This is a genomic window from Allofournierella sp., assembly GCF_048388525.1.
Taxonomy (GTDB): domain Bacteria; phylum Bacillota; class Clostridia; order Oscillospirales; family Ruminococcaceae; genus BQOK01.
Map to the genome: position 1 here is coordinate 1 of NZ_DBGCTQ010000060.1, position 25,629 is coordinate 25,629.

Genomic DNA, 25,629 nt, shown 5'->3' on the forward strand with positions numbered 1-25,629 from the left:
TATCCGCCAGCGCAACGATCCGCTCCTCCAGGCTCAGCTGCTGTGCCCTCAGTCCCCGCGGGTAGCCCGAGCCGTCCAGCTTTTCATGGTGGCGCAGCGCGATCTCGCGAATCGGCGAAGGAATATCCCCGCCAAAGATCTCCTCCGTCACGTCCACATGGGTGCGCATCACTGCCATCGCCTGCGGGCTGAGCTTTCCCGGAAACTCCAGAATCTCAACCGGAATGCCGATCTTCCCCAGATCGTGCAGCAGCGCGCCGCAGACCACGTTGTTGCGCTCCTGCGCCCCCAGCTCCATATATTCCGCAAGCTCGTTTGAAATACTGGTGGTTGTCATGGTGTGGGTGACCGTATGGCGGCTGCGGAAGTCGATCGAATAAATAACCATTTTCAAATAGTCCCGGATCTCTTCCCCGGTAAACGAAATTTCCGCCTGCATTCTCTGGAACACCGGGTCGCACTCCACCTCCTCAGCCGTAAAGGGGGCAAACTCCTGCTCCAGCAGCAGATCCACAAAAAACGGCTCAAAGCGCTGGCCGCGCTCTGCGCGGGCGACCCGGGCAAACTCGTCGTACGAGCCGCCCTCCGCGTTCAGCCAGATATCCAGCCTGTCGGCAAGGTGGATCAGCTGGGCGGCATGCTTGTTTTCGCGGTTCACGTCCTCCATCCGCCCCAGCTCGCTCCAGGGTGTGTGGTGGAACAGGATGGCCGGCGCCAATTCAAACAGGGGCGTAAAATTTTTGATGAACAGGCACCCATACACCGAGTGCTCCCAGATCTCCTCCGTTTCAAAGCGGACCATCCGGTCGATCTCTTCGGTTTTGTAGGCCCCCACGTCGTGCATGGCGGCCAAAAAGCACAGATCCCGCATCTGGGCCGCGCTCACCTGCGGCATCCTGCGCAGCATGCGGGAAAGGATATACGCCACCCGGATGCCGTGATCCATCAGCCGCTTGTCCACATAGTTGTAAGCGCGCCGCAAAATGCCGATGATCGCTTTGTTGTCAATAAACCCGGTGTTGTATTCCAGCATCCGTTCGGCCATCCTTTTAAGCTCTTTCCCACATTATTTTGCAAGGTCATGTCTTTCGCCTTCAGGGCAGCCGGTTCACACAGCCCCCTTCCCCGCACCCGTTGCGGGGCGGTCACTGCGCATGTGCAAAAGCGGCCCCCGGCGCTTTGACCAAATTTCAGCCGAAGCGGCGCAAAGCAGCGATATATATGATTATATCATTCTTTTCTCCCTGCGCAACAAAATATGGGGTGCTTTTTCATCCCGGCCAAGGGTCAGCCCGGTCTTTCACAAGCAGCGCCGCCCACAGGCTCAAACTCAATCCCCGCGCCATACACGGCGGCCATAACGCTGGAAAGGTCGCCGATCCGCTCCCCTGTCTGCGCGGGCACAACGCGGCACGCTTTCAGCGAAAACGGAATGCATTCCCTGGCAAGCACCTCCTCCATACGGGGCCGCAGCAGCGTTTCACACCGGCCGAAGATGCTTCCGATCACCACCACCTCCGGGTTGAGGATATCAACGAGCAGGGCGATTCCCTTTCCCAGCTTCTCGCCCACGATCTCAAAAATGCGGCGTGCATCCTCATCCCCCGCCTTGGCCGCCGCCGCAAGATATCTTGTGTCGGCCAATGCAGCGGTCTGCCGGTCGGGTGCAAACGCAAACGGCCGCCCTTTTTCCAGCGCCTCCAAGGCCATTTGCCTTGCCATGCGCGCAATGCCGCCGCCGCTGGTAAAGCCCGAAAACGAGCCGTGTTTTCCAAATCCCACCGGGCCGTCCGGCTCAATGCGCACATGCCCGATCTCCCCGCCCATATCGCAGGCCCCGCAGACCAGCCGCCCTTCCGCAATAATTCCGCTTCCCATGCCCGTCCCCATGGTGAGAAAAATCATGTTCCGCGCGCCCCGGCCTGCGCCCAGCTTCCATTCCACCAGCGCGCAGGCCTTCGCGTCGTTTTGCAGGTATGCCGGAACGCCAAACTCCCCGCGCAGCATTTCCACAAAAGGGATGTTGACCCATGTGGGCAGGTTCGGCGGGCACAGCACGATCCCCCGTCTGCTGTCAAGCGGGCCGCCGCAGCTCACGCCGATCGCGGCCGCCTCCCGGATCGATATGCCGCTTTGGGCCAACACCTCATACACCGCGCCAAACAATTTTTCCCGGATCTGCCCGAACGGTTTTTCCGCGCAGGTGGGAAATGCCGCACGGGCTTTTACACGGATCGTGCTGTCCACCTGGGCCGCCACCACGGCACATTTTGTGCCTCCAATGTCCAGGCCGATGATCCATTTCATGGCAAGTCCCCGCTTTCTTTGAGGTTGTGCAATTTGCCGCTCATCCCCCGGCCAGCGCCTGCGATCCGGGTCCTGCCGCGGCTTATTCCCCGCTCAGCGCAAAGTCGAACCGTTCAATATACCGCCCCAAATGAGCGTTGCGGGTATTCACCGTTACTCCCCAGCAGTTCCGGATGTCCTGTGCCGCCTCGCCCGGCGGCACAAAAATACCGCTTGCCCGGTTTTCAAATTCGCAGCACGGTTCAAAAGAGATCCCATCCTCGCTGTAATAAAGAAATTGCTTGCCCCTGGGGTCGTTCCAGTCGCCCCTGTAAATGTATCCTTCATGGGCCTTGTCTTTCAGCCCTGTCAGCAGCAGCAGCCCGTTTTGGTAAGGCCAAACCGAAAAGGCGTGCCCGCGGATCACCGGGTTGTGTTCATTCCGGCGGTAAGGGCCCGTGATGGCCGGTGCCTGTGCAAACCCCACCTGCGTGAGATCCGGGTCTCTCTGCGCCCTGCTGGTCCCCTTGTAATAGATCCGCCATTCCCCTTTCCAATAAAGCGCCGTGATGTCGTCCACTGCAAAGTCATCCCACTCTCCCGGCGCGCCAGGCCCGATCGCCGGCATCCGGGTCCCGCGCACAAACGGCCCGTCCGGCGTAGCCGCCGCGGCCCAGCCGCAGCTCCGGGGCAGCTCGTTTTCGTCGCTGTACCCCTTTGGAACACCAATGTACCACATGTAATATCTTCCATCTGCATAAACCACGTTGGCTGTAAGAACGCCGCCCTCATCCCAGCTTCCCGCCGCCCCGGGCAGCAGCGCGTCCGCCGGCTCGCCCCAGTGCTCGCCGTCCGGCGAGGTCACGCACATGATTTTGCAGCCCGCAAAATGCCCATACGGCTCTTGCCGCATATGCTGCGTGTACCATAAATAATAGCGCCCCTTGTAAAAAACGATGTTCGAAGGATCATGGTTATTGTCAGCTGGAAGCCCCTGCGTGGGGTGTACCACGCGGCAAACGTGTTTTAATTCCTGCGGCACGCTCATTTTATTCTCCTCCCAAAACGGTCTTTGTTTCAAATGGCCAATGGGGCAAGCCCCGCCGCCAAAGCGGCGGCCGGGCCGCGTATTCCAAAGCAGCCTGCACGCTGCCGCGGCTGTTTTTCAGGGTGCTCTATTCTTTTCCCGAGCCCTCCACGATTCCCTTGACCAACTGTTTGTTGAACGCCATGTACATTACCAGAATGGGCAATGCGCTCAGGGTGACCGCCGCCAAAAGGATCCCGTATCCCCCGTTCATCGACACATCCCCAATGCTCCGCAGCATTGCCGTCACGGTAAGGTTTTCCTTGCGGTTCATAATAATGATCGGCCAAAGAAAATCGTTCCACGTGTTCATAAAGGTCAGGATTGCCAGCGAAAAGATCCCCGGCGCAAGCATCGGAAATGCAATGCGGAATAAAATATGCGTTTCCGAAGCTCCCTCGATCCGGGCGGCCTCCATGGTTTCGGTGGGCACCCCGTTCGATGCAAATTGCCGCATCATAAACACGCCGAACGCCGGCGTCAGCCCCGGCAGGATCAGCGACCACAGCTTGTCCGCGCCGCCTATGCCGCGGAACAGCATGTAGGTGGGCACCAATCTTGTTTCGAGCGGCAGCATCAGGGTGGCCAAAACCAGAACGAACAGAAGGTTTTTTCCCGGGAAGCGGTACTTGGCAAAGGTAAAACCGCTCAGGGTGCAAAAGAAGCAGGCGCCCACCGTGGTTGCCACCGCCACCACAATACTGTTCATCATCGCCCTGCCGAAGGGCCAGCTTGCAAAAAGCTGGTAATACTTCGCAAGGCTGAACCCGTTCTGCGGAAGGAGCTTGGGCGAAAGCGTAAAGATCTCATAGTCCTCTTTAAAGCTCCCGAAAAACATCAGCACGAACGGAAAGCAGGATACCGCAATGATAAGAACCAGCAGCAGCAAGGAGAGCAATTGCAGCAGGCCCGCGCGCACTTTATAGTTTTTTCTCACCTTCAGCCCTCCATATCCCGGTAATAGTGCTTTGCCAGCAGGCCGCTGAATGCCAGCAGCAGCACAAACAAAATAAAGCTCAGGGCAGAAGAATACCCCATCTTTCCATATTCGTAGGCGTTTTGATACAAATAGTACACAAGCGTGGTGGAAGAATTGATCGGCCCGCCCTGCGTGAGCACCATCACATCGCTCACATTCTGGAAGATCCAGATCGTGGAGATCAGCGATACGAAAAAGATTTCCGGCATCATAAGCGGCACAGTAATCGAAAAAAACTTCCGCACCGGGCCCACGCCGTCCAGCAGGGCCGCTTCGTGCACGGACCGGGGGATCTTCTGCATCCCCGCCAGCATCACAAGTGCAAAATAGCCGGTCATCCGCCAGATGTTCATCAGCGCCACCGACACCTTGGAAAGCGCCGTTGTATCCAGCCAGCCGATGGGCCCGATCCCGAACAAATCGCCCAGCATCACATTTACAAGGCCGCCCTCCGTAGTAAGCACGATCCGAAACACGATCGCCACAATCGCAACAGCGGTAATATAGGGCAGCAGCACGATGCTCTGGTATACTTTTCTCCCCAAAAGCTTTCCGGAATTCAGCATCGCGGCAAACAGCAGGGCCAGCACCGTGCGGGCGGGCACGATCAGCGCCCACAGCACCACCGTATTCCACAGCGAAGAATAAAATTTGGGGTCGCCGAACGCTTTGGCATAGTTGGAAAGGCCAATAAACTCCATGCGGGCCAGGCCGTCGTAGTTTGTAAGGCTCACGTAAAAACCGTAGCAGGCAGGGTACAGGCACAAAAAAACGAAAAGGAAAAAGAACGGCGTCAGCCACAAATAGCAGTGCTTGTTCCGCTTGATCTCTGCCCACACGCCGTGCTTTTTTGCCGCAGATCGCACCGATTTATGTTTCAAGTGTACTACCTCTTTTTTCTGTAAGAAAAAGGAGGGCGGCAGGCAGTCCTCTGTCCGCCGCCCTTTCAAAAACGCCTTAAATCTTCCCGATCCTGGCACGCATCTCGGCCGCCGCGGTTTCCGGCGTATAGGTCCCTTTCAGGAACATCTCGCCCAGCACTTCGGCAATGATTGTGTTGATCTCGCTGCTCCGAACATCCACATAAGGCAGCAGGATCGAACCGGCCTTGTTCAGAATATCCTGCGCCAGCACCGCCACCGTCTTTTCTCCGCCAAACGGTTCCGAGGCCGCCACACCCTCGCCTTCTGCAAGCATTTCCAAGCCGGGCAGATACCCGGTGCCAAAGCGGGCCATCAGGCCTTCTTCATCAATGTTCGCACATTTTTGCGCCGCTTCCACCGTCTGCGTCAGGTAAGAAACCACCATGCGCGCTGCGTTGGGATACTTCGTTTTTGCGTTGATCGCCCAAAACTCGGTATTGTTCAGGTATGTATCGGGTCCATCCGCGGAAAATTTCATTGCAGGGGCGATCTGCAATGAGCCATAGCCTCCCTGGCCATTGGGGTCGGCGTTGGTTTCATAATACGCAACATGGGCGGCCGCGCCGGGGAACGCCGCAATCTTACCCGCATTAAAGGCGGTCCAGTACTCGTCGCTGTTGCTTTGCTCGCTCTTATGCCAGATCCCCGCATCATAGCATTTCTGCAGCAGCGCAATGGTCTCTTCCGCCTTGTTCAGGGAAACATTGCCCTCCGTGTCCAGCACGTCGCCCCCCAGCATATACAGGTAATTCAGAAAAAGGTTCACACAGCCCGGCTTGGAGGGATCCCACGCGCCCGCGTAATAACCTGCCTCCTTCAGGGTCTGGGCCTGCGCAAAATACTCGTCAAAGGTGGCGGGGGCCGTCAGGCCCAGTTGGTCATACACATCCCCGCGGTACATAAAGATAAACTGATTTGTCACCTGGTTTGGGATGCCGTACACTCCGCCGTTAAAGCTCACTGGCGTGAGCACATCCAGGGTGTTCTCCCGGTCAAGAATGCTGCTCAGCTCCATCAGGTAGCCCGCCTCCACAAACTGACGGATGAACAGGTCATGCACAATCAGAACATCCGGCACAGAGTCGCCCTGGCTCATTGCGATCTTCATTTTTGTAGGATATTCGTCGTACGAATACTTTTCAAAATGAATGGTGATCCCGGTTTTTTGCATAAAGTCCTGCAGAACGTATTCGGCAACGGACGTCAGGTGGGCGCCCCCCATAACCGTCAGCTCCGCCCCTTCCTCCGGGGTCATATCGGTCCACGAAACAAGCGTCTGCGGCGCTGCCGTGCCCGCAGCCGGCGGCGCCGACGCGCCCCCGCTGGCCGCAGGGGCGCCGCAGCCGGCCAGACACACGGTGAAAAGCAGAGCCGCCAACAACATTGCAACACATTTTTTCATAATTCTTCTCCTTTTTGATTCGGCACCATATCATTCTGGGTCAGAGAGTGTGATCTGATCCAACAGCCCATATACTTGTTCCCGGGTCACACAGGCCACCGCGTCGCACATGGAATTCACCACGCCGCAGGCCATGCCCAGCACAAACGATCTCCGGGGCGCGAGCCCCTGGGCCAGCCCCACGCAGAAGCCGGCTACACAGGCGTCCCCGCTGCCAATGGTCGACATCACCGGCACCTCCGGCACCCGTGCCAGGCAGCATTCGGTCCCGCTGACCAGCAGGCCGCCCAAATCCCCCATCGACACCATAATCCACGAAAAGCGGCCGGGCAAAACCTGCCGCGCCATCCGGCACAGAAGCTCCGGGTCGGTGGTCGGGGCAACGCCGCAAAGCTCGGCCAGTTCGTTCTGGTTGGGTTTGCACAAATAGTATTGTCCCTCAGCCGCGTCCCTCATGGACTCGCCGTTGGCGTCCAGGATGCACACCGCCCCCACGTTTCGGCACATGCGGCTGATCCTCACATAAATGTCGCGGGGCGCTCCCGCAATGGATATCCCCGAACAAACCACGATGTCCCCCCTGCAAAGGTCTTTTTCAAGCAGCCCCAGCAGCGCGTCCACCTGCCGCCCTGTCACCTGGGGGCCGGCCTCCAGGATCTCGGTCTCCCGCCTGCGGCGCCGGTCGATCACATTGATCGTCATCCGCGTTTCCCCCTCAATTTCCACCAGGCGCACGCTGCGGCAGCAGCGCTCCATCTCGCCGCGCACCCTTTTGCCCGCCGCTCCGCCCACAAACCCGTAAATCGCCGCGGGCTCGCCCAGCTGCCCGCATACCTTGGCCACGTTTACGCCCTTGCCCCCCGCGCACTCCCGCGGATGATTGTTCTTATACTTGTCCCCCGCCTCAAACCCGTCGATGTAATAGGTTCTGTCAATCGCCGGGTTCAGGCAAATTGCTCGGATCATCCGGCTCCCCCTCCCCGCCTCACAACCAGCTTTTCCCGGCGCAGCCGCAGACGCACCGCATTTTGTGCCGCACCTCTTCGGCAAACGCCTCGCGGGCCGGTCCCAAATATCGTCTTGGATCGTATTGCTCCGGGGCGTCCTGCAGAACCCGGCGCACCTCCCGCGTAAAACACAGAAAATTGTCCACATCCATATTCGCCTTGCAAACGCCAAGTCTGCCGGTGCGGGCGATATCCTCCTCGCTGCAATTGCACACGGGGGGGACCTTTCCCCCCAGCTCATTCACGCTTCGCAGCAGTTCTTCCGGCAGGCTTGCCGCCCCGTGCAGCACCAGCGGGTATCCCGGCAGCACGCTGTGAATTGCACTCAGCACCCCAAAATCCAGGGGCAGCGGCCCGTCGGCTTTTACGCCCCCATGCGAAGTCCCCACCGATACCGCCAGGCAGTCGCAGCCGGTCTCCTCCACAAAGCGGGCCGCAAGCGCAGGGTCTGTAAAATCCGCGTGCTCTGCAAACACCTCGTCCTCAAACCCGGGCAGCCGCCCCAGCTCCGCCTCGATGCAGGCCCCCCTCTCGTGGGCCCAGGCGGCCAACCGGCGGGTCTGCCGCGCATTTTCCGCATAGGGCAGCTGTGATCCATCGAACATCGCCCCCGAAAAGCCCCACCCAATCGCCTCCGCCGCCGCCTGCGGCGTGGGGCAGTGATCGTGGTTCAGCGCCACCGGGACCGGCGCTTCCTCCGCCATCCATTTCATCAGGGCTACAAATGCCGGGATGCTCGGCACGAACCTGCGCGCCCCCATGCTCATCTGCAGGATCACCGGCGCTTTTTCCTGCCGGGCCGCCGCCAGCACAGCCCCCAGCGTCTCCATATTGCATACGTTGAACGCCCCGATCGTGTATTCTCCCTCTGCCGCATGCGCAAGCAGTTCCTTGATTGAACGCAGTGCCATTTTTCTCCCTCTCACTTATAAAGCTGCTTCTTATTGGAATAGAAAACGTTTTCTATCCGCTGGCAAAATCATCCTTTAGCTTTCTCTGCTCCTCAGGTCGGCGCCCGGTTCAATCCGGAGATCGCTCCCGAAAAAGGCTTTGCGCCCACCGCTCCTCCCGTCAGCGCCCGCGCACCGAATCCCCCTGCCGAAATTCCGCCTCCAGCCTTATCTTGGTGCAGCCGCCATCCGTCCCCGACCGAAGCGACTGCTGCAGCAATCTTCCCGCCTGCCGCCCCATCTCGCAGCTGTCCTGGTACATGCAGGTAATCCGCAGCCCAAAATAAGATTCTATCATTCCAAAGGAAACCAGCGAAATGTCCTTTCCAATCTGCAAGTCAAGTTCCGCACATGCTTTCAATGTGCCCGCCAGAACAATATTATTTGCGCAGAACAGCGCTGTGGGCCGGTAGGGGCGGGCAAGCGTCTCCCGTACCCAAAAATAGGCCGAATCGCCATCAAAATTCGAGGGGCTGACCCACTCCTCTTCCACTGCAAGCCCGTTTTCTTCCATGGCCTGCACAAAACCGTAATATCTCCCCTGGCCATTGCGGTTTTTCAGCGAAACATTCACGATTCCAATGTCCGTATGGCCTGCGTCGATCAGCACCTGCGTAATGCGCCGGGAGGCGTCGGTATTGTCCCATCCCACCTGGTTGGTTTCCAGGCCGTCAAGAATGCGGTCAATCTGCACCACTGGTACACGCAGCTCAATAAAACGCCGGATCGAATCGCCCCGGCTGTCGCTGCTGGCGATCACCAGCGCGTCAATGCGCTTTTCCAGCAGCGATTCCAGCAGATGCCGCTCTTTTTCCGCCTTTCCGTCGCTGCCCGCCACCACCAGGTTATATCCGTCCGCCGCAATCTCCCGTTCCAGCCCCTTTGCCGCCTCCATAAAAAACAGGTTGGAAAGGTCCGGAACCACCAGCGCAATGAGATTGGTCCGGTTGCTCCGCAGGCTGCGGGCCACCGCGTTCGGCCGATATTCCAATTCCTGTACTGCCTTGCGCACCCGTTCCTGCACTTCCATACTCACCGGATAATTCCCATTCAATGCCCTTGAAACAGTAGTGATCGATACCCCGCTTGCCTTTGCTATATCCTTGATCGTAGTTTGCTTCACGGTATTCCCTCCGGCGATAGATAACGTTTTCTATAATCTTCGTTTTCAGGATAAACGCTTTTTCCCTCTCTGTCAATAGCGCGAAAATCAAATCAGTCAACTGCCGCAATTTTCTATCCGTTTTCTATGCAGATTGCCCGCCGCCGGCAGTTCCGCCCCGCTGCAAAGGGCCCCCGCTCAAAAGCGGGGGCCCTGGCGATCCTTTCAAATCAGGGGCATTCTTTTTAAAAAACTCATTTTAGCGTGTCTATAGAATTGATTAAGGCCTCCGCATAGTTTTCGGCGGCAAAGTCCACGATTTTTCTGTTTACTAAAAACAGCCACAATGCAAGATAGAGCAGCGCTATCACAAGGGAGATCAGGTATTCAGGTGTCACGTTCCCAACATTCCCACAAAATCCGATCCAAAACTGCAAAAGGTGCACCGTCAATAAAAAAACCGATATCCCTATACCAAACGGCTTTACTCCCAGCATGTTTCGGTAAAAGCCATAATTTATATTTTCCTCTGTAACCAGTTTGGAATCCCGCGTGTTTACCCTTAACCAATGGACGGCGCTTTTGCAGGCCTCATAAAACTCTTCGTCCGGGCAGTCCTGTTTTTCCACCAGAACATTGAGCGAGGAATTTTTAGCCGCGAGGGTTTTATAAAATCTTTTCTTGGTCAGCATATCAAAATGACTGTCCGAGGGGTAAAGATATTCTTCCACCTTTTTCCTCTTGGAGTGTACCTTTTTTCCATAGAAACGGGAGAGCACGATCATTAAATTTGCAAGCGAAAACAGGCAGACAAGTACGATCGCCGTCGTGGAAAGTTTACGGATCATTTCCACCTGAAGATAAAGCATCAGCAATACAGGGCTTAACAATATGATGCCCACGCTTATCCTCGCGCGGAAATTATAGTGATCAAACAATGAGAAAGACATGTGATTTCACCCTCTTCACGGTTTTATAAAACCGCGTCCTGTCCGTATTATACCAAAAACGCGCTGCCTGAATGGTATGATCGGCGATCCCTCCGGCTGCCGCCCCCGGCGGCGGGGCGAACGCCTTCTGGATAAGTGTATAATATTATACCATGCATGTCGAGCTGGTACAGGCGTAATATTATATATTCATAAGCTGTATTTCAAAATTCCCCTCCCGCTTCAAGCCGTCCTTCCCCCATGCAGCAAAAACCCCCGCTCTTTCGAGCGGGGGTTTTTGTTCTATTCTCCGGTCGGATTACAGCTCGGCGAAGTACTTAATGGTGCGCACCATCTGGCTGGTGTAGCTGTTCTCGTTGTCGTACCAGGAAACGACCTGCACCTGGTAGGTGTCGTCGTCAATCTTGGTCACCATGGTCTGGGTGGCGTCGAACAGGCTGCCATAGGTGATGCCGATCACGTCGCTGGACACGATGGGGTCGGTGTTGTAGCCAAAGCTCTCAGAAGCGGCGGCCTGCATGGCGGCGTTGATGCTCTCCTTGGTCACGTCCTTGCCCTTGACCACAGCCACCAGGATGGTGGTGCTGCCGGTGGGCACGGGCACGCGCTGGGCGCTGCCGATCAGCTTGCCGTTCAGCTCGGGGATCACCAGGCCAATGGCCTTGGCGGCGCCGGTGGAGTTCGGCACAATGTTGGCGGCGCCGGCGCGGGCGCGGCGCAGATCGCCCTTGCGGTGGGGGCCGTCCAGGATCATCTGGTCACCGGTGTAGGCGTGCACAGTGGTCATGATGCCGCTCTGGATCGGGTAGGTGTCGTTCAGCACCTTGGCCATGGGGGCCAGGCAGTTGGTGGTGCAGGAGGCGGCGCTGATGATCTGGTCTTCCTTGGTCAGGTTGCCCTCGTTCACGCTGTAAACGATGGTCTTCAGGTCATTGCCCGCGGGAGCGGAAATCACAACCTTCTTGGCGCCGGCCTGGATGTGGGCCATGGCCTTGTCCTTCTTGGTAAAGAAGCCGGTGCACTCCAGCACCACGTCCACGCCCAGCTCGCCCCAGGGCAGCTCAGCGGGGTTGGGGTTGGCGTAAATGGTGATCTTCTTGCCGTCCACAGTGATGGAGCCCTCGCCGGCCACCACGGTGTGCCCGTCGTAACGGCCCTGTGCGGTGTCATATTTCAGCAGGTGAGCCAGCATCTCGGGGCTGGTCAGGTCGTTGATGGCAACGATCTCATAGCCCTCGGCGCCGAACATCTGGCGGAAGGCAAGGCGGCCGATGCGGCCAAAACCATTGATAGCAACTTTAACAGCCATTGTAAAAAATCCTCCTTATTTCTCATGCACGCCCCAGTGGGGCGGCTCTCTCAGGGTTAAATTTATTGTATAACAAAAACGGCCAAAGCACAAGTGCTTGACAAAAAATTATCACAAAGTGCAAATGAAAACATTGCCAGCCCTTTGGGGCGCATGGAGCCGCCCCGGCATGCCACACTAACCGGGTGAAATACAATGTACACAGGAAAGGGGTGGATCGAATGATCTTGGGAGCGATCACACCGGCGGCGCGGCTGGCCGCGGCCATGCGCGGCGAGGTGAGCGAGGTTTTGTGCTGTCCGGAATCCTCCCTCTCCCCCGCCGCGCGCGCCGCGGCCTACCGGCTGCTGCGCACCGCCCAAAACCTGGAATGGTGGACCCGTCTTTCCACCCAGCCGCCCCCCGCCCGCCCGCTGGACCTGGGGGCCAGCACGGCGGCGCTGCTGGCCGCCGTGCGCGAGGTGTGCGCCACCCCGCCGGTCCTTCTGCAGCTGGTGCCCTGCCGCCAGCCGCTGCCCGTGGCGGCGGACGAAGCCGCCTTTGAGGCGGTGCTGCTCAACCTGGTCTGCAACAGCCTGCTGTATGGCGGGCCCACGCCCGCTCTCACGCTGCGGGCGGCGCGCCAGGGCAGCCGGGCGGTGCTTTTGCTGCGCGACGGCGGCCCCGGCATCCCCCCCCACCGCCAGCGGGCGGCCCTGCAGCCCTTCGAGAGCTTCTCCCATCTGCCCAGCGCCGGGCTGGGCCTGCCGCTGGCGGCGCTGTTCGCCCGCCGGTACGGCGGTGCTTTCACCCTGGAAAGCCGGCCCGGCCGGGGGGTATGCGTCGCCCTGTCGCTTCCGCTGTGCAGCGCGGCGCGCCTGCCCCAGCCCCCGCAGGCAGCGGCGCTGCTGGCCGACCGGTTCAGCCCGGTGTACGTACAGCTCGCCCCCCGGTGCGTCCTGCCGGACTGACCACCCTTGCCGCCGGGCGTTGTTCCGGCGTCCGTTTTATGGTATATTGGGGTAAACCTCCCCAAAAACGTTTTACAGCCTGGAGGCGCGGCATGAAAAAACGCATCTGCATTTTGTACACCGGCGGCACCATCGGCATGGTGCCCACCGACCGGGGCTACGCCCCAAAGCCAGGGGCTCTGGCCCAGTATTTGAAGGCCATCCCGGACCTTGCAAGCCCGGAAGCTCCGACTTGGGAGCTGGTCGAAATGGAGCCCCTTCTGGATTCCTCCAACATCACTGTGCGGGAATGGCGTGCCATCGGCCAGGCCATTTTCGATCACTACGACCGGTTCGACGGCTTTGTGGTGCTGCACGGCACCGACACCATGGCCTACACCGCCTCCGCCCTCTCCTTTATGCTGGAAAATCTGCAAAAGCCGGTGATCTTCACCGGCAGCCAGATCCCGCTGTGCCGCATGCGCAGCGACGGGCGCGACAACCTCATCACCAGCCTTCTGATTGCGGCCCAGGGCCGCGCGGCCGAGGTGTGCCTGTATTTCGGCGGAAAGCTGCTGCGCGGCAACCGTGCCACCAAGCGCTCGGCAGACGGCCTGCGCGCTTTTTCCTCGCCCAACTATCCGCCCCTCGCCATGGCCGGGGTCGAAATCCGGTACGACCAGGCGGCTCTGGCCCGCCCGGCGCAAAAAGGGCCGCTCACTCTGGCCCCCTTCGAGGCCGCACCCATCGGGGTGTTAAAGGTGTTTCCCGGCATCCAGTTCGGCCTGTTCGAGCCCATCCTCACCGAGGCGCTGCGGGGCATCGTGCTGGAAACTTTCGGCGCGGGCAATATTCCGGACGGCGGGGGCGCGCTGCTGCCCCTGATCCAAAAAGCCGGCAAAAACGGTACCGTCCTGGTGGTGTGCAGCCAGTGCGGCGAAGGTTCGGTGCACCTTGGCGCCTATGCCACCAGCGCGCCGCTCAAAGCTTCCGGCGCTGTGAGCGGCCGCGACATGACCACCGAGGCCGCAGTGGCAAAGCTGTATTATCTGTTCAGCAGGGGGCATTCCGCCGCCGAGGTCAAGCGCCTGATGGAACAGGACCTGCGGGGCGAGCTCACCGGGGAGTGAGCCGCCCCGCAGGGGTCTCCCGAAAACAAGCCCACAAAAAGCCGCGCCCTTATGGTTTACACCATAAGGGCGCGGCTTTTTTGTTTCACAGGTTTTTGCGGGTGCGTTCTTTGCTGCCCTTAAGCCGTGATCTCTTCCGCTGCCGGCCCCACTGCGGTAAAGGCGTACGCCAGGCCCGAAAGCCCCACCAGGCCGATGCACGCCGCCTGGATCAGCTCGGCCAGGGCCGCCTGCCCCACCAGGTATTCGCACACCACGCCGGGCAGCGCCAGGCAGGTGCACAGCAAAAAGGCCGCCATGCCGGTAAAAAACACCCAGCCGCCGCTCTTGCCCCCCGGGATGTAGGCCGCCTTGACCTGCGCCGTGCAGAACAAAAGGGCTGCCAGCGCCGCCATCGCTTCCAGGGTATACCCCACCCGCACGATGCCGGTGGGCACCAGGCAAAAGCGCTGGATGGTGAGCAGGTAAAGCGACAGCGTACCCGCCACGCCGAACACAGCGCTGCCGGTGGGCGCCTCAAACTCTTCGGTAAAGCGGCTCCGGCCCAAAAGCAGCATCCACAAAGCGCTTACAAGATACAGCACCGCCAGAATGCGCTCCACCCAGCCAAGGGCGGCCCAGCCGCCGATCTGCACCCCGGCAAGGGCTGCAAACCCAAAACCGCACAAAAAGGCCAGCACCCCCTGTAAGGCGTTGTGCCCGCCCAGCGCGGCGGGGCGCCCCGGCGCCAAAAACGAGGCCAGCGCCGCCAGCAGCAGCACCGCGCCCACTACTGCATAGCGCACCCAGTAGGACCCGTAGGTAGAAAAGCCGGTGGCCAGATCGGTGCAGTTCACCAGGTCCAGCCAGCGGGCGCCCCCCGCCGCCAGGCATACCAGCGCGAGCAGGCTTGTGGCAAATCGTTTCATCAGCGTTCCTCTAAACTTTTATATTTCTGCCGCACGCCCAGGTACTTGTAGGCAGGGCGGATGATCCGGTTGGCGAACACGACCTCCTCGATGCGGTGGGCGCACCAGCCGGGAATGCGGCTGATGGCGAACAGCGGGGTGTACAGGTCGGGGCCGATGCCCAGCATTTTGTAAATCAGCCCGCTGTATAGGTCCACGTTGGCGCACACGGTCTTGCTGCCCTTTTCCTCGGCAAACACCTCCGGCCCCAGCTTTTCCACCAGACACAGCATGCGGAAATCGTCCTCGAAGCCTTTTTCCACGGCCAGGCTCTCCGCCTTTTGGCGCAGCACCACCGCGCGGGGGTCGCTCACGGTATACACCGCGTGCCCCATGCCGTAGATCAGGCCGGAGCCGTCCCCCTCCTGCCTGCGGATGATGCGGCGCAAAAATTCCCGCACCTCTTCCTCGTCACTGTGGTTCTGCACGCCGGCCTTAATCTGTTCCAGCTGTTCCATCACCTTCAGGTTCGCGCCGCCGTGCTTGGGGCCTTTCAGGCTGCCGATGGCCGCCGAGATGGCCGAATAAGTATCCGTGCCCGAGCTCGAGAGCACGCGGCAGGTAAAGGCCGAGTTGTTGCCGCCGCCGTGATCCGCGTGCACCAGCAGGCACAGGTCCAGCAGCTTCGCCTCCTCGTGGGTGAACTTCTGATCCGCCCGGTAGGTGGCCAAAATATGCTCCGCCGTGCTCTGCCCGGGGGTGGGCATGTGGAAATACATGCTCTGGCGGTCATACACCCTGCGCTTCACCTGGTAGGCGTTCACCATAATGGTGGGCAGGCTGGCGATCAAGCTTACCGATTGCTCCAGCAGGTTTTCCAGCGACAGGTCCTCGGGGTTTTCGTCGTAGCTGTAAAGCGCCAGCACGCTGCGGGCCAGCTTGTTCATAATGTTCGGGCTGGGCGCCTTCATGATCATATCCTCGGCAAATCCCTCGGGCAGCTCCCGGTGGCTGGCCAGGATCTCCTGGAACTGGGCCAGTTCAAAAGCGGTGGGCAGGCTGCCGAACAGCAGCAGCCAGATCACCTCTTCGAACACAAAGCGGTCATGGTCATAGGCCTCCCGCACGATCTCCTCAATGTTGATTCCCCGGTAAATCAGCTTTCCCGGGATGGGCATGATCGCCCCGTCCGCCGCCTTTTCGTAGCCCACCACGTCGCACACGTTGGTCAGCCCCGCCAGCACGCCGGTGCCGTCCGGGTTGCGCAGGCCCCGCTTCACCCCCAGCCGTTCGCTGGTCTCCGGGTCGATGAAGTTATTTTTCAGGTACTCCCCGCATAAAAATTTCATGGAACCTGGCGAGAGCCTGGTCTTTTCCACCGCCATTCGCTGTCACTCCTCACAATTTATTTTCTGGTTTTCCCACCCTGTTGTCCAGCGCCGCCCGGCGCTCTGCTTTTTCTATATATACGCATTTCATATTACACGTTTTACCGCCAAATTGCAAGCGCGGCCCCGCCGCGCGGGAACTTGAAAAGGAGAGGGATCCCATGAAAAAAACCATTCTGCCCATCCTGCTGTTTGCCCTGCTCACCTACTGCCTGCCCATGGTAAGCCTGCTTTTGCCCGCTGCGGGCGCCGATGACGGGGCAACCCCCTTTTTCGGTTTCGGCGGCGGCGCTTCCTCCCCATCCTCCGCCGCTCCCGCCCCCACTCCGGCTCCCGGCGCGCTCACCGGCAGCGTGGACCCCGGCGCTGCCCCGGCCCAAACCGGCGACAGCCCGGTCATCCTCATCCAGAACGCGGCCGACAGCAGCGTTCTGGAAGTGCCCGTGCTGGACTACATGATCGGCGCGGCGGCCAGCGAGATGCCGGTGAACTGGCCGGACGAAGCCCTCAAAGCCCAGGCGGTGGCCAGCCACAGCTACGCGCTCTACCAGCGTGACCACGCCGACGCGGACAAGCTGGGCGGCGCCTGGTTCTCCGCCGACCCCGCCCGCCGCCAGGGTTACATGACCGAGGAGGTCCTGCGCAGTTACTGGGGCGATGCCTACAGCGAGAATTATGCCCGGCTCAAATCTCTTTTTGAGCCCATCGTGGACAAGGTCCTCACCTGGGAGGGCGCGCCCGCGGCCGCCTGCTACCACGCCATCAGCTGCGGCCGCACCGAGGCCAGCGAAAACGTGTGGAGCGAGGCGCTGCCCTACCTGGCCGGGGTCGATTCCACCCTGGACCTCGCCGCCGAGGGGTACGAACAGACCGTCACCTACACCGCCCAGCAGATGTACGACGCCCTCACCTCCAGCTTTGCCGGTGTGGACCTGACCGCAAAACCCGGCAAATGGTTCGGCGATGTCAAATACACCGACGCAGGCTATGTGCAGAGCATCCAGGTGGGGGGCGTGTTCGCCAAGGGCACCGATGTGCGCGCCGCGCTGGGCCTGCGCAGCGCCTGCTTCTCGGTCGAATACGCCGATGGCGCGTTCGCGGTCACCACCAAGGGCTACGGCCACGGGGTGGGCCTGAGCCAGTGGGGGGCCAAAAACATGGCCCTCACCGGCAAGAGCTGCGAGGAGATCCTGGCCTGGTATTTTCCCGGCACCGCGCTGGAAGAACTCAACTCATAATCTTTCAAGGCACCGTCTTTTTCTTGGATGGCTGATCCGTCTGTTTTACTGTCCCATCCCGATATGCCTGTGCAGCACATAAAAGGCCAAGCAATGTGTAGTCTTCCTTTTCCCTCGCCTTCTTTTTATAGTTTTCAATTTCCTCATTGGTCATTTTTGAACTTTTACATATTTTTTCAACCACCTCCCACTCTGAGAGGATCCAGTAAATCGCTTTTTGTTTCTTTTCCGGCATTTCACCAATTGTTTTTTCGATCTCGGTCAACCCTTCGTTTTTATCTTTTTCCATCTTTTAATGCCTCCCATTTCAAATCTGGATGTATTTATCCAATCATAGCACGTCAATCAAGCTAAAATCAAGCTATATGGATATATTCATCCAGATTCAACATTTGTTTTGGGGAGGCAATCATGTCCAACGGGTTAAAACAAGATATCTCGATCGGTCCCAATCTCAAAGCTCTGCGCAAAAAGGCCGGGCTGTCCCAGCGCCAGGCATCCGCCCAACTCGAGGTCTTGGATGTTTCCATAACCGAGGATATCCTCGCCAAGATGGAACAGGGGCGTTACAGTGTGCGTATCAGTGTTCTGTTGGCCCTAAAACAAATTTACGGTGTTTCCACCTTCGATGCCTTCTTTGAAGGGCTGTAACTGGCGGCCGGTTTTTTGGGGCAATGCTCCAGCTTCTCTTGTCGCAGATATAATAAAAAGCGGCGCGCGGCCTTTTTTAGCGCCCCGGCGCGCCGCGTGAAAAGGCGGTGTATCCCATGAAGCAGCTCACCACCCGGTGGGGCCGGCAGCCCGCCGGCCTCCCCTTCCCCGAGTACCCCCGCCCCGCCCTGGCGCGGCCAAACTGGCTCAACCTGAACGGGCTCTGGCAGTGCGCGTTCACCCCCACCGAAGCGCCCCCCACAGCCTGGGGGGGCTCCATCCTGGTGCCCTATTCCCCTGAAGCCGCCCTCTCCGGGGTGGGCCGGCAGCTGCGGCCCGGCGAATTTTTGTGGTACCGGCGCAGCTTCTCGTTCCCCGCGCCCGAAACAGGCCGGGTCCTGCTGCACTTCGGCGCGGTGGACCAGACCTGCCGTGTCTGGGTGAACGGCCTCGAGGTGGGGGGCCACACCGGCGGTTACCTGCCCTTCACGCTGGACATCACCGCCGCCCTGCACGCCGCGCCCGCGGGCGGGCACGAACTGGTGGTGCGCGTGCAGGACGAGACCGACGCCGGCTGGCACAGCCGGGGCAAACAAAAGCTCAGGCGGGGCGGCATGTTCTACACCGCCCAAAGCGGCATCTGGCAGACCGTCTGGCTCGAGCCCGTGCCGGAAAACGCGGTGGACGAGCTTTCCCTCCGGCCGGACTACGCTGGTGCCTGCCTGCGCCTGCGCGCCGCCACGGCCCATCCCGTGCCCGCCGTCTGCCGCATCACCAGCCCTTACTGCCCGCCCGAGGGCCCGCAGCCCGCCCAGCCACCGGCCCTGGTGGCCGAGGTGCCCTTCACCACCGGCCAGGAGGTGTGCATCCCGCTGCCCGGTTTTCACCCCTGGAGCCCCGAGGACCCGTTTTTATACGGCGTCAGCGTGGCGGCCGGGGCCGATCTCGTCACCAGCTACTTTGCGGTGCGCCAGTGCGCCGTCCAGCGGGACCAAGCCGGCGTGCCCCGCACCTTTCTGAACGGCAGGCCCTATCTGCAGCTGGGCGTGCTGGACCAGGGTTACTGGCCCGAGGGCCTCTATACTCCCCCGTCGGACGAGGCCATGGCGGCCGACATTCTCTCCATAAAAGAGCTGGGCTTCAACCTGCTGCGCAAGCACGTGAAGCTGGAGCCCCAGCGCTGGTATTACCACTGCGACCGGCTGGGCATGCTGGTCTGGCAGGACATGGTGTGCGGCGGCTCCCCCCTTCAAAGCTGGTTCGTCACCTATCTCGCCACCCTGATGAACCGCCTGCGCCTCACGGTCAAGGACGGCGCGCGCAGCCGCCGGCTGCTCTCCCGCCGCGAAGAACAAAGCCGCAGCGAGTTCCTGCGCGAGACCCAGGCCACCGTTCGGGCGCTCGGCTGCCACCCCTCCATCGTTTGCTGGGTACCCTTCAACGAGGGCTGGGGCCAGTTCGATGCGCTGCGGGTGGAGGCGCTGGTGCGCCGGCTCGACCCCACCCGCCTGGTGGACCACGCCAGCGGCTGGTTCGACCAAGGCGGCGGCAGCGTGCGCAGCCTGCACCACTACTTTTTCAAGTTCCGCCTGCCCAAAAGCGATGCGCGCGCTCTGGCCCTCACCGAGTTCGGGGGCTGTTCCCTGGCCCTTGCCGGCCACTGCTGCACCGATGCCGCCTACGGCTACGGCAAATGCGCCGACCCCGCGGCCCTCACCGCCGCCTACGAGGCGCTGGTGCGCGGCACGGTGCTGCCCGCCGTGCAAAAGGGCCTGTGCGTGACCGTATACACCCAGCTGTCCGACATTGAAGACGAGGTGAACGGCATCTACACCTATGACCGCGAGATCCTCAAGCTGGACGGCGGCACGGTCCGCCGCCTGAACAAGGAACTTCGCCGCGCCGCAGGGCAGGCGTAACTCGGGCAGGGAATAAAAAGGGTCCGCAGGGCGGGGCAAATCCCCCACCCTGCGGACCTTTTTCAGTCTTTTGTACCGGCCGTCCTCACAGCAGTTTTTCCAGCACCGAGCCCTCCGGCAGCTCCCGCAGGCGGCCCGCCACCTTTTCCATACAGTGCGCGTCCGAGGAAGTCAGCACCTCAATGCCCCGCGGCAGGCCCCATTGCTCCAGCTCCTCCCGGCGCTCCGGGCGGTACAGCTCCACCGCCGCAAAGCTGAGGTCCGGCGGCCAAGCCCCCAGCACCGCAAACAGCGAATAGCTCTCCCGGTCCGCGTGGGCGGGCAGCGCAACGCCCCCCAGCGCCTCGCAGGCGGCCTTGGCCTCATACACATCCCACCGGGCGGCGCCGGTCAGCAGCCGCTCCACCCGGCGCACCACCCGGTCGTCCTCGTCCATCACCAGCTGCTCGCCCCACACCGCCGGGTCATAGGGAAACGCGGGCAGCGCCTCATACAGTGCCTCGCCGTATTCCAGCGCCTTTTCCACCGTTTTAAAGTAGCACAAAAGGTGCATCTCCTCGGCGGTGTTCACCTCGATGCCCGGCAGAAGGCGCAGGCCGTATGCGCGGCAGGCGGCTTCTGCCGCGGGCAGGTTCAGGGCCGAGTTGTGATCGGTCACCGCGATCAGCTCCGCCCCCGCCAGCTTTGCCAGCCCCGCCACGGTGGCGGGGGTCATGTCGTCGTCTGCGCAGGGGGAAAGGCAGGTGTGCAGATGCAGATCGTATCGCACGGCCTTTGCCCCCTCTCTGTTTCCTTACAGTCCCATGGCCTTTGCCAGCGCAAGGCTGGCCTCAAATTCCGGCAGGTCGGTGGCGAACACCTGCACTCCGTTCTCCACGGCCCGCTCCCGGGCCGTGTCGTCCAGGGCCGCGCCGTGGCACAAAACGATGCACGCGCAGTCCGCCAGGCTGGCCACGGCCACCGCGTTCACGTTCCCCATCACGGTAAACCAGGCGTCCCCCTCCTTTGCCCGGCTCATGGCCCAGCTCAAAAGGTCGCCCGCAAAAATGCCGTCAATCCCGCGCGCTTCCCCCGGCACCACCGGCACAAAGCCGCAGGCTGCGGCCAGCTCCGCCGTGGTCATTTTACCACCGCCTCCTCCCGGCCGCCCGCTGCCCGCGCGGCCTCCTGCTCCTCTTTTGCCCGCAGCATGGCCTCCAGCCGGTGGCGCATCAGCACGGTGCAGTCGGTGATCTGGGCCTTGCCCCGCACCACGTCCTCGGCCATGGCCTCGCAGGTGGGCGCGCCGCAGCTGCCGCAGTCCAGGCCCGGCAGGCCTTTTAAAATTTTCTGCATCTGGTTGTAGCGCTCAAACCGCTCGCTGCGGGTGGCACCCAGCTCCAGCACCGGGGCATAGGTCAGGTCGGTGTCCCACAGCATCTCGGTGGGCACGCCCCCCTCCAGCCGGTTTTGGGCATAGGGGGCCATGCGGCGCATACGCTTGATCTTGGTCTTGGCGATGTAGGGGTTCTCCACCTGCAAAACGCCCCCCACGCACCCGCCGGCGCAGGCCCGCAGCTCCACAAAGTCGATGCCGCCGTATTTTTCGTCCTCCAGGTCCTCCAGCACCCGCATGATGTTCTCCACACCGTCGGCCGCCAGGTAATTCTCAGTGCTCACCAGCCCCGCGGCTTCGCCGCCGCTCTCGGCCCACCCCAGGCCGATGCTCCCCGCCGCGGCCAGGTGCTCCGGGCGCTCCACATGGCTCATGGCGGCCAGCAGCGCCGGATATACGTCCTTAATGGCCACCGACCGGTCGATCTCGCTGTGGGAGGAGCCAATGGGGGTATGCCGCGCGGTCACCTTGGCCGGGCAGGGCACCAGCGCAATGCAGCCGATCTTTTCGGCCGGCAGCCCGGTGCGCTGCATTGCTTCGCGCCGGGCCATGCGCGCCGCCAGCTCCACCGGCGGCACCAGGGGCAGCACGTGTTCGATCAGCTCCGGAAAACGCACCCGGATCAGCCTTGTCACCGCCGGGCAGGCCGAGCTGATCACCGGCTTCTGGATGCTGCCCGTGGCAAGGATGCGGCGGGTCGCGTCGCTGATCAGCTCCGCCGCCTTTGCCACCTCGAACACCGCGTCGAACCCAATGCGGCGCAATGCGTCCAGCACCCGGTCCTGGTCGTCCAGGTGGTTGTACTGGCCGTACAGGCTGGGGGGCGGCAGGGCCACGGTGTATTCAAACTCCTTCAGCACCTCCAGCGCGTCGCTCACCGCGCGCTTTGCGTGGTGCGGGCAGATGCGGATGCACTCGCCGCAGTCGATGCAGCGCTCCGCCAGAATGTGCGCCTTCCCCTCCCGCACCCGGATGGCCTCGGTGGGGCAGCGCTTGATGCAGTTGATGCACCCCGTACACAGCTGCTTTTGCAGCGTGACGGAATGAACAAACCGTTCCATGGTTTCGGGTCCCCTTTCAGCGGCCGCAGCCGCCCCTTATTCGATGTCCACCCGCATGGTGATGGTCGTGCCCACCCCCACGGTGGATTCAATGGCAAACGCATCGGAATACTTTTTCATGTTGGGCAGGCCCATGCCCGCGCCAAAGCCCAGGTCCCGCACCTCGGCCGAGGCGGTGCTCCACCCCTCGCTCATGGCAAGCTCAATGTTGGGAATACCCGGCCCGTGATCGGTCAGCACCATACTCACCCAGTCGTCGGCCACGGTCACGGCGATCTCGCCGCCCCCGGCGTGGATGGCCAGGTTGATCTCGCCCTCGTACAGCGCAATGGCCACCCTGCGCACCGCGCCGGCGGGCAGCCCCAGCTTTTTCAGCCGCGTCTTCAGGTCGGCGCTGGCCTCGCCCGCACGGGTAAAATCGTCGCCGGGCACGGTGTACGCCAGGCAGATGGGTTCCATCACGTGATGCTCCCTCCCCGCAGGCCGCAGCCGTACAGGATCCCGCAGGCCGAGAACATGGGCAGGCTCGTGCCCAGCACCGCAATGTCCAGCCGCTCGGCCATCTTCACCAGCTCCTCGCCCGGCTTTTTGCCCCGCACAAACACGATGCACAAAATATCCATCATGTCGGCGGTGCGCACCACCTGGGGGTTGTTCAGCCCGGTCAGCAGCACGCCCTGGTCCTTTACATAGGCCAGCACGTCGCTCATCATATCGCTGCCGCAGGCCGCATGCACCTGGGTTTCCAGATCAGCGCCGGGGGTAAGCAGTTCGGCTTCCAGGGCCTGCATCACTTCGCGGATGGTCATGGCACGTTCCTCCCCTTTTGTACCGGCGCGGACGCGCCGGTTTCCTCTTTTTAAATTATAAAGGAAAGGCCGGTGCCGCGCAAGCGCCTGCCCTGGAATATCCTCCGTGTTTTTCGCCAGTTTTTTGCATAAAATTTCTACATTTTTGTCAAACGCAAATCAAAATGAATTTGTCGTTTTTCTAACAGGTTTCTGTTATAATTATTTCATATGGGCAAACGGGCCGCCCCGGCCGCCCGCGGGTCCAACTTTCTTTCAGGAGGTATAGTATGAGGCATTTTTCCAGTGTGCCCTTTTCCGGCACAAAGGAGCAGGAAGAACAGCTCACCACCTGGCTGCAGGAAAACAGGGATATGCCCGGCGTGGTGATGCCCGCCCTGCAAAAAGCCCAGGAGATCTACGGTTACCTGCCCATCGAAGTGCAGCGCATGGTGGCCGACGCCCTGGATAAGCCCCTGGCCGAAATTTACGGTGTGGCCACCTTTTACTCCCAGTTCAGCCTCTCCCCCAAGGGCCGCTACCGCATCAGCGTTTGCCTCGGGACCGCCTGTTACGTAAAGGGCAGCGGTATATTGTATGAGCAGCTGCAGGAAAAGCTGGGCATCTCCGGCGGCGAGTGCACGCTGGACGGCCGCTTCAGCCTGGACGCCTGCCGCTGCGTGGGCGCCTGCGGCCTGGCCCCCGTGATGATGGTCAACGACGAGGTATACGGCCGGCTCACGGTCGACGACCTGGACGGCATCCTGGCCAAATACCGGTAACCTCTGTCAGAAAGGCAGGTCCCAGCCATGCAGGAACTCTCCATGAACGTGCTGGATGTGGCGCAGAACTCGGTCGACGCGGGGGCGAGCCTCATCGGGATCAGCCTGTGCATCGCCACCGCCCAAAAGCGCATGACCCTCACCATCACCGACAACGGCCACGGCATGCCGCCCGAGTTTGCAGCCCGGGTGACCGACCCCTTCTGCACCAGCCGCACCAGCCGCAAGGTGGGCCTGGGGCTGCCGTTTTTAAAAATGGCGGCCGAGCTCACGGGCGGCTGCCTCACGTTGGAAAGCGAGCCGGGCAAAGGCACCACCGTGTGCGCCGTGTTCACCCTCGGCCACATCGACCTCGCCCCCCTGGGCGACATGTCGGCCACCGTGGCGGGTCTCATCCAGTGCAACCCCTCGCTCGATTTCATCTACACCGTCGAGGCCGACGGCGAACGCTTTTGCGCCGACACCCGCGAGGTGCGCGAAGTCCTGGATGGCGTCAGCCTGGCCGAACCCCAGATCGCCCTGTGGCTGCGGGATTACCTGCATGAAAACACCGAACATCTTTTACAAAGGAGCAACGCTGTATGAAAAGTTTACAGGAATTGGCCGCCATCCGGGACCGGATGAAACAGACCGTGCAGACCCGCGAGCTCTCGCCGGACTGCACCCGCGTGGTGGTGGGCATGGCCACCTGCGGCATCGCCGCGGGCGCGCGCCCGGTGCTGAACGCCTTTACCGAGCAGATCGCCCGGCGTGACCTTGCCAACGTCATGGTCACCCAGACCGGCTGCATCGGTTTTTGCCAATACGAACCCATCGTCGAGGTGTTCCGCCCCGGCGAGGAAAAGGTCACCTACATCCGCATGAACCCCGAAAAGGCCGCCCGCGTGGTCTCCGAGCACCTGGTGGGCGGCAAGCCGGTGCTGGAATTCACCATCGGCCACGCGCAGCGATAAGGAGGGAATGGAATGTATAGATGCCATGTAATGATCTGCGGCGGCACCGGCTGCACCTCTTCCGGCAGCGACAAGGTGGCCAAGGCCTTTGAAACCCAGATCATGGCCGCCGACCTGGAAAACGAAGTCAAGGTCATCCGTACCGGCTGCTTTGGCCTGTGCGCGCTGGGCCCCATTGTGGTGGTCTACCCCGAGGGCAGCTTTTACAGCATGGTCAAGCCCGAGGATGTGCCCGAGATCGTCAGCGAGCACCTGCTCAAGGGCCGGCCGGTCACCCGCCTTCTGTACGACGAGACCGTCACCGAGGACAACGCCGTCAAAAGCCTCGAGCAAACCTCTTTCTATAATAAGCAAAAGCGGGTGGCGCTGCGCAACTGCGGCGTCATCAACCCCGAGAGCATCGAGGAGTACATCGGCTTCGACGGCTACGCCGCCCTGGGCAAGGCCCTCACCGAAATGACCCCGGACGCGGTCATCCAGACCGTGCTGGATTCCGGCCTGCGCGGGCGCGGCGGCGGCGGCTTCCCCACCGG

28 protein-coding genes are annotated in these 25,629 nt (G+C 61.1%); 9 read left to right on the plus strand and 19 right to left on the minus strand.

Features of this window, described 5'->3' with window-relative positions; all coding sequences use genetic code 11:
- From ACMLHZ_RS07760 to gap, 11 genes are all read right to left on the minus strand, one after another.
- Positions 1–1,045 (minus strand): HD domain-containing protein (locus tag ACMLHZ_RS07760; RefSeq protein WP_418667187.1); only part of this gene is annotated, 1,045 nt, incomplete at its 3' end.
- 242 nt (positions 1,046–1,287) lie between these two features.
- A complete protein-coding gene (locus tag ACMLHZ_RS07765; RefSeq protein WP_418667188.1) occupies positions 1,288–2,307 on the minus strand; it encodes an ROK family protein in 1,020 nt (339 codons plus the stop codon).
- Between the two features lie 82 nt (positions 2,308–2,389).
- Positions 2,390–3,334, minus strand: a complete 945-nt coding sequence (locus tag ACMLHZ_RS07770; RefSeq protein ID WP_418667189.1) for a hypothetical protein — start codon at positions 3,332–3,334, stop codon at positions 2,390–2,392.
- 127 nt (positions 3,335–3,461) lie between these two features.
- Positions 3,462–4,310 (minus strand): carbohydrate ABC transporter permease, encoded by an 849-nt coding sequence (locus tag ACMLHZ_RS07775; RefSeq protein WP_418667190.1) that lies wholly within the window; start codon positions 4,308–4,310, stop codon positions 3,462–3,464.
- 2 nt (positions 4,311–4,312) lie between these two features.
- Entirely contained in the window at positions 4,313–5,233 is a 921-nt protein-coding gene (locus tag ACMLHZ_RS07780; RefSeq protein ID WP_418667191.1) for a carbohydrate ABC transporter permease, read from the minus strand.
- Positions 5,234–5,309: 76 nt separating this feature from the next.
- Positions 5,310–6,677, minus strand: a complete 1,368-nt coding sequence (locus ACMLHZ_RS07785; protein ID WP_418667192.1) for an ABC transporter substrate-binding protein — start codon at positions 6,675–6,677, stop codon at positions 5,310–5,312.
- A 30-nt stretch (positions 6,678–6,707) separates the two neighbouring features.
- Positions 6,708–7,643: a 1-phosphofructokinase family hexose kinase gene (locus tag ACMLHZ_RS07790; protein WP_418667193.1), complete on the minus strand. Its 936-nt coding sequence runs from the start codon at positions 7,641–7,643 to the stop codon at positions 6,708–6,710.
- Between the two features lie 19 nt (positions 7,644–7,662).
- Positions 7,663–8,595: a class II fructose-bisphosphate aldolase gene (locus ACMLHZ_RS07795; protein WP_418667194.1), complete on the minus strand. Its 933-nt coding sequence runs from the start codon at positions 8,593–8,595 to the stop codon at positions 7,663–7,665.
- A 160-nt stretch (positions 8,596–8,755) separates the two neighbouring features.
- Positions 8,756–9,757, minus strand: a complete 1,002-nt coding sequence (locus tag ACMLHZ_RS07800; protein WP_418667195.1) for a LacI family DNA-binding transcriptional regulator — start codon at positions 9,755–9,757, stop codon at positions 8,756–8,758.
- Positions 9,758–9,990: 233 nt separating this feature from the next.
- Entirely contained in the window at positions 9,991–10,638 is a 648-nt protein-coding gene (locus tag ACMLHZ_RS07805; protein ID WP_418667196.1) for a hypothetical protein, read from the minus strand.
- A gap of 346 nt (positions 10,639–10,984) precedes the next feature.
- The gene (gap, locus tag ACMLHZ_RS07810) at positions 10,985–11,995 is read right to left on the minus strand and encodes a type I glyceraldehyde-3-phosphate dehydrogenase (protein ID WP_177563031.1); all 1,011 of its coding nucleotides are present in this window, start codon (positions 11,993–11,995) and stop codon (positions 10,985–10,987) included.
- Between the two features lie 221 nt (positions 11,996–12,216).
- On the opposite strand from gap, the gene ACMLHZ_RS07815 reads away from it, so the two are divergent.
- Positions 12,217–12,945, plus strand: a complete 729-nt coding sequence (locus tag ACMLHZ_RS07815; RefSeq protein ID WP_418667197.1) for a sensor histidine kinase — start codon at positions 12,217–12,219, stop codon at positions 12,943–12,945.
- A gap of 92 nt (positions 12,946–13,037) precedes the next feature.
- Complete coding sequence (gene ansA / locus ACMLHZ_RS07820) at positions 13,038–14,054, plus strand: asparaginase (protein WP_418667198.1); 1,017 nt, start codon at positions 13,038–13,040, stop codon at positions 14,052–14,054.
- Between the two features lie 119 nt (positions 14,055–14,173).
- Here ansA and ACMLHZ_RS07825 read toward each other — a convergent pair whose 3' ends face one another.
- Both ACMLHZ_RS07825 and ACMLHZ_RS07830 read right to left on the minus strand, forming a co-directional pair.
- A complete protein-coding gene (locus ACMLHZ_RS07825) occupies positions 14,174–14,962 on the minus strand; it encodes a hypothetical protein (protein ID WP_418667199.1) in 789 nt (262 codons plus the stop codon).
- Positions 14,962–16,326: a citrate synthase gene (locus ACMLHZ_RS07830; protein ID WP_418667200.1), complete on the minus strand. Its 1,365-nt coding sequence runs from the start codon at positions 16,324–16,326 to the stop codon at positions 14,962–14,964. The genes ACMLHZ_RS07825 and ACMLHZ_RS07830 overlap by 1 nt, the downstream gene beginning before the upstream one ends.
- A gap of 164 nt (positions 16,327–16,490) precedes the next feature.
- Here ACMLHZ_RS07830 and ACMLHZ_RS07835 point away from each other — a divergent pair, with 164 nt between their 5' ends.
- On the plus strand, positions 16,491–17,567 hold the full coding sequence (locus ACMLHZ_RS07835) for a SpoIID/LytB domain-containing protein (RefSeq protein WP_418667201.1): 1,077 nt from the start codon (positions 16,491–16,493) through the stop codon (positions 17,565–17,567).
- A 4-nt stretch (positions 17,568–17,571) separates the two neighbouring features.
- Here ACMLHZ_RS07835 and ACMLHZ_RS07840 read toward each other — a convergent pair whose 3' ends face one another.
- Entirely contained in the window at positions 17,572–17,856 is a 285-nt protein-coding gene (locus ACMLHZ_RS07840) for a hypothetical protein (RefSeq protein WP_418667202.1), read from the minus strand.
- Between the two features lie 122 nt (positions 17,857–17,978).
- On the opposite strand from ACMLHZ_RS07840, the gene ACMLHZ_RS07845 reads away from it, so the two are divergent.
- Positions 17,979–18,218: a helix-turn-helix domain-containing protein gene (locus ACMLHZ_RS07845; protein ID WP_418667203.1), complete on the plus strand. Its 240-nt coding sequence runs from the start codon at positions 17,979–17,981 to the stop codon at positions 18,216–18,218.
- 116 nt (positions 18,219–18,334) lie between these two features.
- Positions 18,335–20,137, plus strand: a complete 1,803-nt coding sequence (locus ACMLHZ_RS07850; RefSeq protein ID WP_418667204.1) for a glycoside hydrolase family 2 protein — start codon at positions 18,335–18,337, stop codon at positions 20,135–20,137.
- Positions 20,138–20,222: 85 nt separating this feature from the next.
- Here ACMLHZ_RS07850 and ACMLHZ_RS07855 read toward each other — a convergent pair whose 3' ends face one another.
- The 5 genes from ACMLHZ_RS07855 to ACMLHZ_RS07875 are packed head-to-tail and all read right to left on the minus strand — an operon-like array spanning position 20,223 to position 23,382.
- Entirely contained in the window at positions 20,223–20,906 is a 684-nt protein-coding gene (locus ACMLHZ_RS07855; protein ID WP_418667205.1) for a PHP domain-containing protein, read from the minus strand.
- Between the two features lie 24 nt (positions 20,907–20,930).
- The gene (locus ACMLHZ_RS07860) at positions 20,931–21,260 is read right to left on the minus strand and encodes a hypothetical protein (protein ID WP_418667206.1); all 330 of its coding nucleotides are present in this window, start codon (positions 21,258–21,260) and stop codon (positions 20,931–20,933) included.
- The gene (locus tag ACMLHZ_RS07865) at positions 21,257–22,573 is read right to left on the minus strand and encodes a [Fe-Fe] hydrogenase large subunit C-terminal domain-containing protein (protein ID WP_418667207.1); all 1,317 of its coding nucleotides are present in this window, start codon (positions 22,571–22,573) and stop codon (positions 21,257–21,259) included. Before ACMLHZ_RS07865 ends, ACMLHZ_RS07860 begins: the two co-directional genes overlap by 4 nt.
- Positions 22,574–22,609: 36 nt before the next feature.
- A complete protein-coding gene (locus ACMLHZ_RS07870) occupies positions 22,610–23,032 on the minus strand; it encodes an ATP-binding protein (RefSeq protein WP_177563080.1) in 423 nt (140 codons plus the stop codon).
- Complete coding sequence (locus tag ACMLHZ_RS07875) at positions 23,032–23,382, minus strand: DRTGG domain-containing protein (RefSeq protein ID WP_177563041.1); 351 nt, start codon at positions 23,380–23,382, stop codon at positions 23,032–23,034. The genes ACMLHZ_RS07870 and ACMLHZ_RS07875 overlap by 1 nt, the downstream gene beginning before the upstream one ends.
- Positions 23,383–23,651: 269 nt before the next feature.
- Between ACMLHZ_RS07875 and ACMLHZ_RS07880 the strand changes: the two genes are divergently transcribed.
- The 4 genes from ACMLHZ_RS07880 to ACMLHZ_RS07895 form a co-directional block, all read left to right on the plus strand.
- Complete coding sequence (locus ACMLHZ_RS07880) at positions 23,652–24,143, plus strand: NAD(P)H-dependent oxidoreductase subunit E (protein WP_418667208.1); 492 nt, start codon at positions 23,652–23,654, stop codon at positions 24,141–24,143.
- 27 nt (positions 24,144–24,170) lie between these two features.
- The gene (locus tag ACMLHZ_RS07885) at positions 24,171–24,728 is read left to right on the plus strand and encodes an ATP-binding protein (RefSeq protein ID WP_418667209.1); all 558 of its coding nucleotides are present in this window, start codon (positions 24,171–24,173) and stop codon (positions 24,726–24,728) included.
- Positions 24,725–25,096: a (2Fe-2S) ferredoxin domain-containing protein gene (locus tag ACMLHZ_RS07890; protein WP_177563044.1), complete on the plus strand. Its 372-nt coding sequence runs from the start codon at positions 24,725–24,727 to the stop codon at positions 25,094–25,096. The genes ACMLHZ_RS07885 and ACMLHZ_RS07890 overlap by 4 nt, the downstream gene beginning before the upstream one ends.
- 12 nt (positions 25,097–25,108) lie before the next feature.
- Positions 25,109–25,629 (plus strand): NAD(P)H-dependent oxidoreductase subunit E (locus ACMLHZ_RS07895; protein ID WP_418667210.1); only part of this gene is annotated, 521 nt, incomplete at its 3' end.